General features: G+C 44.5%; 14 protein-coding genes. 12 read left to right on the top strand and 2 right to left on the bottom strand.

Going from position 1 to position 13,276, the window contains the following annotated elements:
• The first annotated feature begins 147 nt into the window (after positions 1-147).
• From safA to yajC, 10 genes are all read left to right on the top strand, one after another.
• Positions 148-2,070, top strand: coding sequence for a SafA/ExsA family spore coat assembly protein (safA, locus tag QNH36_RS17495; protein ID WP_283903879.1), 1,923 nt, complete (start codon positions 148-150; stop codon positions 2,068-2,070).
• On the top strand, positions 2,060-3,043 hold the full coding sequence (locus QNH36_RS17490; protein WP_283903878.1) for an aminoglycoside phosphotransferase family protein: 984 nt from the start codon (positions 2,060-2,062) through the stop codon (positions 3,041-3,043). The genes safA and QNH36_RS17490 overlap by 11 nt, the downstream gene beginning before the upstream one ends.
• Positions 3,044-3,143: 100 nt before the next feature.
• On the top strand, positions 3,144-3,854 hold the full coding sequence (locus QNH36_RS17485) for a YhcN/YlaJ family sporulation lipoprotein (RefSeq protein WP_283903877.1): 711 nt from the start codon (positions 3,144-3,146) through the stop codon (positions 3,852-3,854).
• A 553-nt stretch (positions 3,855-4,407) separates the two neighbouring features.
• On the top strand, positions 4,408-4,938 hold the full coding sequence (locus QNH36_RS17480; RefSeq protein ID WP_395883516.1) for a BofC C-terminal domain-containing protein: 531 nt from the start codon (positions 4,408-4,410) through the stop codon (positions 4,936-4,938).
• Between the two features lie 420 nt (positions 4,939-5,358).
• A complete protein-coding gene (gene ruvA, locus QNH36_RS17475) occupies positions 5,359-5,967 on the top strand; it encodes a Holliday junction branch migration protein RuvA (RefSeq protein ID WP_251540983.1) in 609 nt (202 codons plus the stop codon).
• A 64-nt stretch (positions 5,968-6,031) separates the two neighbouring features.
• Positions 6,032-7,033 (top strand): Holliday junction branch migration DNA helicase RuvB, encoded by a 1,002-nt coding sequence (ruvB, locus tag QNH36_RS17470; protein ID WP_144477761.1) that lies wholly within the window; start codon positions 6,032-6,034, stop codon positions 7,031-7,033.
• Positions 7,030-7,236: a DUF2905 domain-containing protein gene (locus QNH36_RS17465; RefSeq protein WP_144477763.1), complete on the top strand. Its 207-nt coding sequence runs from the start codon at positions 7,030-7,032 to the stop codon at positions 7,234-7,236. The genes ruvB and QNH36_RS17465 overlap by 4 nt, the downstream gene beginning before the upstream one ends.
• Before the next feature lie 45 nt (positions 7,237-7,281).
• On the top strand, positions 7,282-8,310 hold the full coding sequence (gene queA, locus QNH36_RS17460; RefSeq protein ID WP_144477765.1) for a tRNA preQ1(34) S-adenosylmethionine ribosyltransferase-isomerase QueA: 1,029 nt from the start codon (positions 7,282-7,284) through the stop codon (positions 8,308-8,310).
• 48 nt (positions 8,311-8,358) lie between these two features.
• Positions 8,359-9,498 (top strand): tRNA guanosine(34) transglycosylase Tgt, encoded by a 1,140-nt coding sequence (gene tgt, locus QNH36_RS17455; protein WP_144477767.1) that lies wholly within the window; start codon positions 8,359-8,361, stop codon positions 9,496-9,498.
• Between the two features lie 75 nt (positions 9,499-9,573).
• The gene (gene yajC, locus QNH36_RS17450; protein WP_144477769.1) at positions 9,574-9,846 is read left to right on the top strand and encodes a preprotein translocase subunit YajC; all 273 of its coding nucleotides are present in this window, start codon (positions 9,574-9,576) and stop codon (positions 9,844-9,846) included.
• Between the two features lie 85 nt (positions 9,847-9,931).
• Here the strand turns inward: yajC and QNH36_RS17445 are convergent, their stop codons facing one another.
• On the bottom strand, positions 9,932-10,318 hold the full coding sequence (locus tag QNH36_RS17445; RefSeq protein ID WP_144477771.1) for a TIGR04086 family membrane protein: 387 nt from the start codon (positions 10,316-10,318) through the stop codon (positions 9,932-9,934).
• A gap of 191 nt (positions 10,319-10,509) precedes the next feature.
• Here QNH36_RS17445 and QNH36_RS17440 point away from each other — a divergent pair, with 191 nt between their 5' ends.
• Positions 10,510-11,163: a DUF421 domain-containing protein gene (locus tag QNH36_RS17440; RefSeq protein WP_144477773.1), complete on the top strand. Its 654-nt coding sequence runs from the start codon at positions 10,510-10,512 to the stop codon at positions 11,161-11,163.
• Positions 11,164-11,189: 26 nt separating this feature from the next.
• On the opposite strand, the gene spoVB is transcribed toward QNH36_RS17440, so the two are convergent.
• Positions 11,190-12,752: a stage V sporulation protein B gene (spoVB, locus tag QNH36_RS17435; RefSeq protein WP_283903876.1), complete on the bottom strand. Its 1,563-nt coding sequence runs from the start codon at positions 12,750-12,752 to the stop codon at positions 11,190-11,192.
• Positions 12,753-12,870: 118 nt separating this feature from the next.
• Here spoVB and QNH36_RS17430 point away from each other — a divergent pair, with 118 nt between their 5' ends.
• Positions 12,871-13,170: a post-transcriptional regulator gene (locus tag QNH36_RS17430; protein ID WP_283903875.1), complete on the top strand. Its 300-nt coding sequence runs from the start codon at positions 12,871-12,873 to the stop codon at positions 13,168-13,170.
• Positions 13,171-13,276 lie beyond the last annotated feature (106 nt).

Here is a 13,276-nt window from a genome sequence, read left to right as displayed (position 1 = left end):
GGGAAGGATTTTTTTTATGGGAAAAGCTTAATCTTACGGCGAAAAACATATTTATTTACATAGAAGCATAAGTTTTTTTGAAGATTGTTAGCAATTTGCCCACACCAACATAGAATATATGGACTTATGCCATAGGAGGGAATCAGAGTGAAAATCCATATCGTACAGAAAGGGGATACTCTTTGGAAGATCGCCAAAAAGTACGGCGTGAACTTTGAAGAGCTGAAACAGATGAACGCCCAGCTCAGCAACCCTGATATGATTATGCCCGGTATGAAAATAAAAGTTCCAACTGGTGGAGGCACAATAAAGAAAGAAGCTCCCATCGCAGGTGGAACGCCTCAAGCAAAAATCAATATGGGTGGCAAAAAGGAAATGCCGATTGCCAAAGAGAAACCAATGCCAATTCCAGAAGTAAAGAAAGAAGCACCAAAAGAGGCTCCTGTTAAGGAACAGCCGAAGGTGGAAATGCCTAAACCTGCTCCAAAGGAAGAGCCAGTTAAACCATATAAACCTAAAATGCCTGTACAAATCAAGCCGGAAATTGATATTAACAATTACTATATGATGAATATGGCTAATATGCAGCTCCCGCCACAGCCAAAACCACAGCCAAAACCACAGCCAAAGCCACTGCCAAAAGCCCAGCCAAAAGCGGAGCCGCAGCTCCCGCCAAAACCAACTAACATTTTCCCGGAAGTTAAACCAGAGGCTAAGCAAATCAAACCACAGGTAAAATCGGAACTTAAGCCCCTGCCTCCAAAAGCAGAGGTAAAGCCAAATGTAAAATCAGAAATTAAACCAGATATAAAAATTGAAAAGAATGCTTACATGGATGAATCACCATCAATGATGCCATTCGTTCAAGGAGGTTACCAGCAGCCTATGATCCCATACCCATATAATTGTTATCCAGGTGCACCTTCAATGTCAGGTCCTGCTTATGGTTATCCAGGAACCCAACAAATGCCATACCCTCAGGTGCAGGGAATTTCCCAGTATCCAGATATGATGCCTAACATGGCATTGCCGGCAGAGGACATGGAATCCTCATCTTTCGCAAATATGCAGAGCCCGGTAATGGGTGAAAACATGCCACATTATGCTCCACCGCAGATGACTGGACCGACTTTTTATGGGGTGCCTATTTCACCTGTTATGCCTGGCCCAGGCTACATCCCTCAGCCGCAACAAATGCCATATATGCCGCAGGTCGGCGGAATGATGGATAATCAGCCAATGCCACAAGTAGGCGGCATGATGGAGGATGAATCATCTGAAATGCCAATGATGCCTCAGATGCCGCAAGTCGGCGGGATGATGCAGGGTCAGATGCCGATGATGCCGCAGGTCGGTGGAATGATGGAAAACCAAATGCCGCAGGTCGGCGGGATGATGCAGGGTCAGATGCCGATGATGCCGCAGGTCGGTGGAATGATGGAAAACCAAATGCCGCAAGTCGGCGGGATGATGCAGGGTCAAATGCCGATGATGCCGCAGGTCGGCGGGATGATGCAGGGACAAATGCCAATGATGCCACAAGTCGGTGGAATGATGGAAAACCAAATGCCGCAGGTCGGCGGAATGATGCAGGGACAAATGCCGATGATGCCACAAGTCGGTGGAATGATGGAAAACCAAATGCCGCAGGTCGGCGGAATGATGCAGGGACAAATGCCTATGATGCCGCAGGTCGGTGGAATGATGGATAATCAAATGCCGCATGTAGGCGGAATGATGGATAATCAAATGGCACCTCAAGTCGGCGGAATGATGCAGCCTCCAATGATGCCTAAGCAAGTTCCAGGTGCTGTTGCTGGAGGCGATTGCGGGTGTGGCGGCACAATGGGCAGCCATTATGGTATGATGGGTCCTGGAATGAACCCATACCAAATGATGCCTTACGGCGGCTATCCAGGTGCACCAGGAATGCATATGTACCCTCACCTTGGCAACCCAATGGGCATGGGACCACAGGGATTTATGAACCCTTATGAAGCAGGTCCAATGGGTGGAGGATACGGAATGCCAATGCCTAGATATAATGACGAAGAGAGCAATGAATATTAACATCAGGAGAGGGGGAGACGATTATTTTTTCAATCGTCTCTTCTCTTATTTCAACAGCGAACTGGATGTCAAAATTCATGGCATGAAACAGTTGAGGGGCAATGTCTATCTTGTTGAAACAGAGGACACCCGCCTCATTTTAAAAGGATATAAAGATTTACGAAAATTAAAGATCCATGAGGCATTTGCTTCCTCATTGAGGCAAACCGGCTTTGACTCCTCATACAGATTTTTAAGGATGAACACAACTCTTCAATTCAAGGGTTTATTTTACGGCTGTATTGAGTATATTGACCATCATGAAAATCGATTTGATTATGGGGAACAGGCGGACAGAAAAGAAGGAATCACGCTCCTGGATAAATTCCATGAACATACTTCATTGCTGGCACCTTCCTATGCAGGGATGCTTCCTAAAGCGGATTTGGCAAGAAAATGGGATCATCGAAAGAACGAATTCACCAAAAATTTGCAAGCTGTCCATTTTTATGTGAACAACGCCATCACAGATGAGCTCCTGGATTGGGCCGATGTTTCGTTAACACATTTTGATGCTTCAAAAAAAGAGCTTGAACAAGAACCGCCAGCAATCCTTCATGGCGATGTTGCCCATCATAATTTTCTTCGATCAAAAGAGGGAAAGCTGTATTTAATTGATTATGATTTGATCAGCCTGGGCCCGAGAGCGTACGATATGCTCCAGTATGCCAATCGAATCCTCCCCTTTCTGGACTGGGAATTTGACTCTCTGAAAAAAATCGGACATTTTAAAAAATGGCTCGGTTATGAATCGTTTTTATACGGCCTATTGTACCCGGCAGATATCCTGAGGGAATGGAACAGGATGTTCAGAGAAAGAAATCATTTATCACCAAACAGACTTTCTCCTCTGATTGATATGACGATAAACCAGTTCCAGCAAAGAAAAAAATTTCAGGTAGATGTTAAATCCCAGCTTAATACTTGGAAGTGATTTGGACGTATCTGTCAGAATGAAAACCCATCCCCATCCGCACTCTAATAAATGAGCATTAAGAAGAATGCTCATTTTAGCTAGGATGGGGGTTTTTCGTTTGAACAAGAAAATGATGTTCGTTCCTTTAGCCTCACTGCTTGCGTTAGGTCTGACAGCCTGCAACGGAAATAATGAGGCATCTGTTCAAAGTACGAACAGGAACCAGGCCCAGCCACTTGGTTATTATTCGAATGAAAAAGGAAACGAAGTCGATGTAATGGATGACAGGGAAGGGGCACTTACGGAGCTATTTGACCATAATTTTGGCAAAGAAGGTGCCGCTGAAGAAGATCGCAAGCGAAAGATGCTTCAGTCGAGGGATGAAAATGGGAATCCTCCAAACCCGACCGTTCCGCGTTCAGACCATGACCATAATTTTTTTCAAAAAGACAATAAATACAGCCGTGGAGATCTGAATTACCATGGACATTTAAGTGAGCACAGAGGGAGCGGCAAGGCAGGTATTTATTCCAATACCGGACAGGATAACAAACTTGCACGCAAGGTCTCGCTTGCAGCAGAGTCTGTCGATAATGTCGATAAGGTGAGGTCCGTACTGTTCGGCCGCGAAGTTGAAATTGCGGTATCCTACAAGGATAAGTCGCTGAAAAAACAAACAGATAAGAAAATTAAAAAAGCAGTACTGCCATATACCGAAGGCAGGGAACTTCGCATCATCGAGGATGAGGGAACCTTCAGCAGGACAAGGAATATTGATTATGACCGAAAAAATGGCAATCCGCGTGAAAGCATCAATATCAATCCTTGATAAATAATAGAAGGCAGATCACGATCTTGCCTTCTATTTTTATGCTCAAAGAAACATTTTTTGATTGAGCTTGGACAATAATCACATCAATGAGCAGATAAATAAGGCCAGAGCCGATTTATCATAACAATAATCGCATTAATGAGCAGATAAACAAGGCCAGAGCCGAATTATCGATACAATAATCACATTAATGTGCAGATAAACAAAGTCAGAGCCGAATTATCGTCACAAAAGTTCCATATATTCCTTCAATGTACCGATAATTTAAGTTAATTCTGCTTTTTCTTCATAATTAACACTTTTAAACTCCGATAATTTGTGGACGTGCCTTTATCTACCCTTAATGTCCGCTAATCTGCAAACAAACACTAGTTTTTTCAACATCATCCTCATTCAACCCAATCCTTCTATAACGGTATTCAAAAGCAATTATTCCAAGCAATACAGCAAAGGGATAATTAAAAGTCGATTGGCTATACTAGTAGTGAAAAAGAATTTAAACACTTTTGGCAAATAAGAGAGGTGGACGGCAATGGCTTCAATCAATTTAATCAAAGCGTTCAGCACTGCTGTATTGCTCCTAATCAGTTTATCAGGGGCTGGTCCAGTACTTCCCCCAGGGCAGGTTCATGCTGAGAAGCCTGGTGAAGCAGTCCATGAATTCAATGAACCTCTTAAGGTCACAATCATTTTGCAGAGAATCTATCTTGATGGTGAAATGAGTGAGGAAAAGGTCGTGGAGACGGTTTGGTCGTTAGAAGATTTTTGGGCTAAATATGATAAATGGCAGCTTGTAGATATGGATGCAAAGATGGCGGTATTCAGGCAGGATGTTGATGATATTTCACCGCTTCTGAAGGCAAATGGATATTTCGGCCTGTCAGATGAAGGGGTACTGACTATTTTTAATGGAAGGCCTGATGGTTCGAATATTATTCAATCGTTCTTCCAAATCGACCTTGGCAGACTTGAGAGCATCAAGCGGGATCAATTGAAAAAGGGAATTCCGATCCGCAGTAAACAATGCTATGAGGAGGTCTTGGAGACCTTTAAACCATATACGGTGAAAGACTTACATTGAAGAGCCGGGATGACTGGCTCTTATTTGCGTTTTCCAAGGTTTCTTAGAGATTTTATTACTGGATAAGAAAGTATAAATATATCCACTTAGATTAGAGCAGCTCGAGACGTTTGTCTAGCTGCGGCTCCTAACTCCTCGAGTCGCTTCGGTCCTGCCGATGAAGTCAAAAGAACGACTTCACTGTCAGGCCCTCCAGCGCTTGTCGGAGTTGGGCAGTCGCCTCCGCTTTTCGTTTTCGGTCCGCCCGATGAAGTCAAAGAGCGACTTCACCGGGCGGCCCTCCAACGCTTGTCGGGGCTGACCAAGGCGCTTGCGCTTTTCTTATAAATGATCATACGTTCGCCTTTTTGCATATTTTTGTTCATACCTTTAAAAAGAGTATGTTAAAATGAGTTACAGCAAAGCAGAGGGGCGAGAGTATTGTATGAATTCATAAAAGGTACCGTCGATTTTGTCGGTCCTGAATATATAGTGGTTGAAAACGGGGGTATTGGCTATCAAATAATGACGCCAAATCCTTTTGTGTTCACAAAAGAAGCAGGCAAAGAGGTTTGTATTTTTACATATCATTATGTCCGTGAAGACCTCATTTCGCTTTACGGGTTCAAGACCCGGGAAGAAAAGGCGCTTTTCACCAGGCTTTTGAATGTTTCCGGCATCGGGCCGAAAGGGGCACTGGCCATCCTTGCGTCGGGAGAACCGGGCCAGGTGGTCCAGGCGATAGAAAATGAGGATGAATCGTTCCTGGTCAAGTTTCCTGGAGTAGGCAAGAAGACTGCGAGACAAATGATTCTTGATCTAAAAGGAAAATTGCATGACCTGGTTCCAGATTACTTCCCTAATCTATTCAATGCTGATGAGGTGGCTGCGACAATTTCCCAGTCCAATGAGTTCGATGAAGCGCTACTGGCATTAAAGGCACTTGGTTACTCGGAAAAGGAAATCCGCAAAATCACACCAGATTTGAAAAAGGAACAATTGACAACAGACCAATACATCAAAAAAGCATTGCAAAAGCTTTTAAAGTAAACTAAGTGATAACAGACCAGTTGACCAGCAGGTTCGATTATCCAGCATAAAGAGGTGAAAACAGATGGAAGAACGAATCATCTCCAGTGAAGCGGGCGACCAGGATCTTTCATTTGAGCAAAGCCTGCGTCCCCAGACTCTAAGACAATATATCGGCCAGGATAAAGTGAAGGCCAATCTTGAGGTGTTTATTAAAGCGGCAAAAATGAGGCGTGAAACGCTTGACCATGTACTCCTCTATGGGCCACCCGGCCTGGGAAAGACTACACTGGCAGCGATCATCGCCAATGAAATGGGTGTCAATCTAAGGACAACCTCAGGGCCGGCGATTGAAAGACCTGGTGATTTAGCGGCTATTTTGACTGCTCTGGAACCTGGCGATGTTCTGTTCATTGATGAAATTCACAGGCTGCCGAGAACGATTGAAGAAGTGCTTTACCCAGCAATGGAGGATTTCTGCCTTGATATCGTCATCGGAAAAGGGCCGAGTGCCCGTTCTGTCCGGCTTGATCTGCCCCCATTCACGCTCGTTGGTGCGACAACCCGTGCTGGTTCTCTGTCAGCACCATTAAGAGACAGGTTTGGAGTATTGAGTCGTTTGGAATACTATAATGAGGTACAGCTAACTGATATTGTGGTCAGGACAGCTGAACTTTTGGAGACGGAAATTGACTGGCTTGCGGCCCAGGAACTCGCGAGAAGATCGCGGGGGACACCAAGGATCGCCAATCGCCTGTTGAAGCGTGTGCGTGACTTTGCGCAGGTGCGGGGCAATGGTGCGGTCGAGGAAACACTTGCCCGGGAAGCATTGGAGCTCATGCAGGTCGACCGTTTGGGCCTTGACCATATAGACCATAAATTGCTTAAGGGCATCATTGAAAAATACCGAGGCGGCCCGGTCGGTTTAGAGACGATTTCTGCTACGATCGGAGAAGAATCTCAGACCATAGAAGATGTTTACGAACCCTACCTATTGCAGATCGGGTTTTTGCAAAGGACCCCAAGGGGAAGAATTGTAACGGAGGCTGTATACCGACATTTTGAAATGGAGGTGCCAGAACGATGACAGGAGCAGCGAAATTCGTCATGATCGCCGGAGCAGTCATCTTCATCATTGGCTTCATTATGCAGTTTATCAATATAGGAAGATTGCCAGGGGACATTGTCATTAAAAAAGGAAACACAACCTTTTACTTTCCAATTGTCACTTCCATTCTGGCAAGTATCATCTTATCAGCGATCTTTTACTTGATCGGCCGATTCAGATAATCAAGGATCATTAAAAATTTATAGAAACTTAGTAAGGGTGACATCATGAAAGTAGATATGTTTGATTTTCATTTGCCGGAGGAACTGATTGCCCAGACTCCGCTTGAACAAAGAGCGGAAAGCAGACTGATGGTTTTGAATAAAGAAACGGGCAGCTTGGAACATGATATTTTCAAGAACATTAAAAACTATCTTATGCCAGGTGATTGCCTCGTCCTGAATGATACCAAGGTGCTTCCTGCAAGGCTTTTTGGCTTGAAAGAGGATACCGGAGCAAAGATTGAAGTGCTGCTTCTGAAACAGCTTGAGGATGATGAGTGGGAAACGCTTGTTAAACCGGCGAAAAGAGTGAAGGAAGGCACGAAAATCACTTTTGGCGACGGCCTTTTGACAGCGGTATGCACCGGAGAAGCCGAGCATGGCGGCAGGAACATGAAGTTCTCCTATGAAGGCATTTTCTATGAAGTACTCGAACAGCTTGGAGAAATGCCGCTTCCTCCTTATATCAAAGAGCAGCTGGAGGATAAGGACAGGTACCAGACGGTTTACGCAAGGGAAAGAGGATCTGCTGCGGCGCCGACTGCAGGCTTGCATTTTACAGAGAGCCTGTTGGAAGATATCAAGGAGATGGGCGTCCATATCGCTTTTATTACTCTCCATGTCGGACTGGGAACGTTCAGGCCTGTGAGTGTTGATTCCATCGAGGAGCACGATATGCACTCAGAATTTTACCAGGTAACCGAAGGTACGGCATTGCTTTTAAACACAGTTCGTGAACAGGGCGGCAGAATCATCACAGTGGGAACGACATCGACTCGGACACTGGAAACGATCGCCACAGCGAATGATGGTAAATTTGTCGCTGAAAATGGCTGGACAAGCATCTTCATCTATCCTGGTTATGAATTCAAGGCTATCGATGGGATGATCACCAATTTCCATTTGCCGAAGTCTACACTGATCATGCTGATCAGCGCTTTGGCTGGACGGGAAAATGTCCTGAATGCCTATAATAAAGCAGTTGAGGAAAAATATCGCTTTTTCAGTTTCGGAGATGCGATGCTGATTCTATAGTAAAAAACACATTAAATGAACTTTGGACTTCTGGAAGGAGCTTGAACATTGTCAGCAATCCGTTACGAATTAATTAAAACTTGTAAGCAGACAGGAGCGAGGCTAGGGCGGGTGCATACACCTCATGGCTCTTTTGAAACCCCTGTCTTCATGCCCGTTGGAACCCTGGCGACAGTCAAAACGATGTCACCTGAGGAATTGGTCCAGATGGGTGCCGGGATTATCCTGAGCAACACCTATCATCTTTGGCTGAGACCAGGCCATGAAATCGTCAAAGAAGCTGGAGGCCTCCATAAATTCATGAACTGGGACCGCGCGATTCTCACTGATTCAGGTGGTTTCCAGGTATTCTCTTTAAGCGAGTTCAGAAAAATCGAAGAAGAGGGCGTCCACTTCCGCAACCATTTGAATGGTGACAAGCTATTTCTTTCCCCTGAAAAGGCGATGGAGATTCAGAACGCTCTTGGATCCGATATCATGATGGCTTTTGATGAGTGCCCGCCATATCCAGCGGAATATGATTATATGAAAAAGTCAGTCGAAAGGACATCCCGCTGGGCCGAGCGCTGCCTGACAGCACATCAGCGTCAGCAGGACCAGGGATTATTCGGGATTGTCCAGGGCGGTGAATACGAAGAACTGAGGAAGCAGAGTGCAAAGGACCTGGTTTCTATGGACTTTCCTGGCTATGCAGTTGGCGGCCTGTCAGTCGGAGAACCGAAGGATGTCATGAACAGGGTACTAGAATTCACCACTCCATGGCTGCCATCCGACAAGCCTCGCTACCTGATGGGAGTTGGCTCACCGGATTCCTTGATTGATGGCGCCATCAGAGGTATCGATATGTTTGATTGCGTATTGCCTACACGTATCGCCCGGAATGGCACGCTGATGACAAGCGAGGGCAGGCTGGTTGTCAAGAACGCCAAGTTCGCGCGTGATTTTGGCCCATTGGATCCGAACTGTGACTGCTATACTTGCAAAAATTACAGCAGGGCATACATCCGTCATTTGATTAAAACGGATGAAACATTCGGAATTAGACTTACTTCTTATCATAATCTTCATTTTCTGATAAACTTAATGGAGCAGGTCAGACAGGCGATTCGTGAAGACCGTCTGGGGGATTTTAGAGATGAGTTTTTTGAGCAGTATGGTTTCAATAAGCCTAACGCCAAAAACTTCTAAATAAACTGCTTTTTAATGAGGCTGTTCTGGCATCAAAAGCTTCGGCAGCCTTGACCATGAAAGGAGGGGAAACGAATGGAAGGATTGGTAGGTACAGTATTCCCGTTATTGCTGATGTTTGTATTATTTTACTTCTTGTTGATCCGCCCGCAGCAAAAGAGGCAAAAAGCGGTTCAGCAAATGCAGAGTGACCTGCAAAAAGGGGATAAGGTAGTCACGATCGGCGGTTTGCATGGAATCGTTGATGGAATTGATGAAGGTACTGTTGTCATCAAATGTGGTGACGGAAGCCGTCTTACATATGACCGCGCGGCAATCCGCGACGTCAAAGAATCAGCGGGCGTATAATGTAAAGCGGATGCGCTCTTAACAGATTCAGAATGTAAAATGTTTTACTTGCGAAAAAAGAAGCGGACTTTTGCCCGCTTCTTTTTTATGCTTTAGAGGTGCCGCCTACGATGTTCACCCCGAGTATGCCGCCCATCATCGCGGTGAGGATGTAACAAACATGGTAGATGACTTGTTCCAGCGAAAATAGACTGTCATATCCCAGATACTGAAACAAGAAAATAATCAGGGAATAAGCCAGGCCTGTTCCTCCTCCAATTATCCACCCTTTCTCTTTGCCGTTCCCGCCGGTGATAAATCCCCCGATAAAAATCGATAAAAATGAGATGGATGTCATCACGTATTGAAGCGATGATTCCTGGACTGAAGTGAATTTCAGCAGAAGTGAAAATATAAAACTGCTCACGATTGCCAATAAAAAAATGGCAATCACTCCGTAAAGGACGGCCCTGCCCAAACTTTTCGATTCCATTAACCCCTCTCCTCTCTAGTCTCTGTTCCCCTGCAACCGGGAAAACCCTAGTACAAGCATATTCAGGTAAATGGACAATTAGAATCAGATTTTCATTAACAGTCAGTTGAAAAAGCAGAAACTGTCAGTATTTTTTCAGCGGAAAATAAAACACTAAGGAGGAATGCTTTAAGAAGAAGGGCGGGGGAAAAGTGGAACAGTACTTCATCATCCTTTTTAGGACATTGCTCCTTTACTTATTAATCCTGTTGATTTTTCGTTTAATGGGAAAAAGGGAAATCGGTGAATTGAGCATCCTTGATTTGGTTGTCTATATCATGATCGCTGAGATGGCTTCCCTGGCCATAGAAAACACGAAAGATCCGTTGATTAATACCCTTCTCCCAATCAGTATTCTTGTCATTATCCAGATTACATTGGCACTCCTTTCTCTCAAAAGCAAAAAGTTCAGGGATATTGTAGATGGAAAGCCGACAATCATTATTAATAATGGGAAGATTGATGAAAAGGCAATGCGATCGCAAAGGTATAACTTTGACGATCTGCTGCTTCAATTACGGGAAAAAGATGTTGGAGACATTTCCGATGTGGAGTATGCCATATTAGAGCCGTCTGGTACCCTATCTATATTCCAGAAAAATTATGATGATCAGCAGGACAACAGCAGTCTTGCCCTGCCGCTGATCATCGATGGCGAGGTTCAGGAAGATAATCTTGATATGATCGACAAATCAAGATCCTGGATGCTGGAGAAACTTAGGAATAAGGGGTATGAAGATCCCGGCGAGATCTCTTTTTGCAGCTACCAAAACGGAAAATTTTATATCGATCTCAAAGATAAATAAAAACGTGGATTCATTGTCCACGTTTTTTAACTATACGTCCTTCTAAAAAAAGACATTAGGACTGACCGCAGTTTCATAAGCTCATTTTTCCTGATTAAACCAAGAGCAACTGACAGTGATAAATAGAGGGTTGTAACCGCTCCAGCATTGGCAAGAATTCTTAATGATAGTCCCAGCTCTTCACCCTGCCAATCCCAGAGCAGGAAACCCAATGAGCCAGAAAGAATGATGATGGTAAATAACTTTAAATAATCTTTTACATAAAAGCTGAAGGAAACAGCCTTAAGCATCGTCGCAAAATGGAGAAGGGTAATCAGGACGATTCCCATGACCATTCCCAGGGCGACTCCATTGATGCCAAACGCAGGCTGGCTTGCCAGAAGGAAGATGACTGCGGTTTTTGCCAGGTTTCCGATCAGGCTGTTAATCATCGCTGCCCTTGCCAAATCAAGAGCCTGCAGTGCTGCCTGCAGCGGACCCTGGAAATAGTAGAACAGGAAGAATGGAGCCATCAGCTTGATGAATTGAGAACCATTTGAACTCCCGTACATTAACGTCATCAAAGGCTCAGCAAGTACATATAACACCACGATCGCAAGGCCGCCTGTTAATAAGGAGAAGCGCAATGATTGCTGAAGGAGGTGCTCAATCACCTTCATGTTCTTTTTTGAGTTCGCTTCACTGATTGCCGGAACAAGGGATGTGGACAGAGAATAGGTGATGAAGGAAGGCAATAACAGCAGCGGCATTGCGAAACCTGTCAATGCTCCATATTGTTTGGTAGCAGCAACAGCTGCCACACCGGCTATCGCAAGACTGTGAGCAACTACGATAGGTTCGAAAAACCAGGAAACTGAGCCAATCATTCTTGAACCGGTTGTTGGCAAAGCAATCCTCATTAATTCATTGAAGGTCGATTTTCCAGAATGGACAAACCCGAAAAAATTCTTCCGCAGCCGGAACTTTTTCCTGAGCTTAAAGGTGGTCATTAAATAAATCAAGGAAATTAGCTCCCCAATCACTGAAGCGATCATGGCACCTGCCGCAGCATATTCAATCCCATAAGGCATGAAGGTTTTTGTCAAAACAGCGATCAAGGTGATCCTTACAAGTTGTTCGATTACCTGGGATATGGCAGATGGCCTCATATTCTGCCGGCCCTGGAAGTAGCCGCGAAGAACGGAGGATACGGCCACAATCGGAACTATCGGCGCAATCGCCAATAGCGGCCACTGCGTTCTTGGATCTGTGAACAATGTTTCCGATAAGTATGGTGCAAGCAGGATGAGAGCAGGTGTAAATAAGATGGACAGTGAGACGGTCGTAGCCAGAGAAACGACAAGAATCTTCTTGATTTTTCGGGAATCACCCTTTGCCTCAGCTTCTGCCACATTTTTGGAAATCGCGACCGGGAGGCCCAGCTGGGTAATCGTCACAACGAGCACCATGGTAGGGAAGGCCATCATATAGAGGCCAACACCCTCTTCGCCAATAAAGCGGGCAATGACAATTCGATTTATAAAACCAAGGACCCTTGTGATGAGCCCGGCTATAAGTAAAATAAATGTTCCTTTTAAAAACTTCGACATTCCGCTCCCTGCCTTCTCAAAAATGCATATTTCATATACAATTAACTATATGCAGGAAAGTGGACAAAGCATGACAAGGTTAAAACATTAAACCAGAAAATTTGAACGAGGAGGCCAGATGATGGAAAAAAGCCATCAGTATGGACGGTATTACAAGCAAGTGAAGCCGGCTCTTGAAAGCAAAATCGAAGAATTCAAAATATTCGGTTATGACCAGGTGAATGGACCTGATCTATGGGCATACCTGACCAAGAAAAAGTGGAAAAAACCAAAAGAAGACATCCAACTATATGAAATTGTTGCTGATATCTTATCTGCAAAAATCGGTGACGTCATGAATTTCACAACAGTTGAAGCTTTCAAACTTGGAGATATTGCATTCGATAACGAAGAAGAGATGAAGGAATTGTTGAAGTAGCATTAAGTTTGTAATAGAACCCGAAAAAGACGGAACCCGATTTTTTCTTCTCATGTAAAGCTTTCTGATGAAGAGAACGGAAAAAGCCTAATTGACAGTTTTTTTA

The sequence above is a fragment of the Mesobacillus sp. AQ2 genome (assembly GCF_030122805.1).
GTDB classification, from domain to species: domain Bacteria; phylum Bacillota; class Bacilli; order Bacillales; family Cytobacillaceae; genus Mesobacillus; species Mesobacillus oceanisediminis_A.
The sequence above is the reverse complement of the archived record's forward strand: the minus strand, read 5'-3'. Positions and strand labels throughout refer to the sequence as shown.

Coding starts and splice junctions, on each gene's coding strand:
- QNH36_RS17490 (WP_283903878.1), top strand. CDS start 2,060: ATGAATATTAACATCAGGAGAGGGGGAGACGATTATTTTTTCAATCGT.
- ruvB (WP_144477761.1), top strand. CDS start 6,032: ATGGAAGAACGAATCATCTCCAGTGAAGCGGGCGACCAGGATCTTTCA.
- QNH36_RS17465 (WP_144477763.1), top strand. CDS start 7,030: ATGACAGGAGCAGCGAAATTCGTCATGATCGCCGGAGCAGTCATCTTC.
- queA (WP_144477765.1), top strand. CDS start 7,282: ATGAAAGTAGATATGTTTGATTTTCATTTGCCGGAGGAACTGATTGCC.
- yajC (WP_144477769.1), top strand. CDS start 9,574: ATGGAAGGATTGGTAGGTACAGTATTCCCGTTATTGCTGATGTTTGTA.
- QNH36_RS17445 (WP_144477771.1), bottom strand. CDS start 10,318: ATGGAATCGAAAAGTTTGGGCAGGGCCGTCCTTTACGGAGTGATTGCC.
- spoVB (WP_283903876.1), bottom strand. CDS start 12,752: ATGTCGAAGTTTTTAAAAGGAACATTTATTTTACTTATAGCCGGGCTC.
- QNH36_RS17430 (WP_283903875.1), top strand. CDS start 12,871: ATGATGGAAAAAAGCCATCAGTATGGACGGTATTACAAGCAAGTGAAG.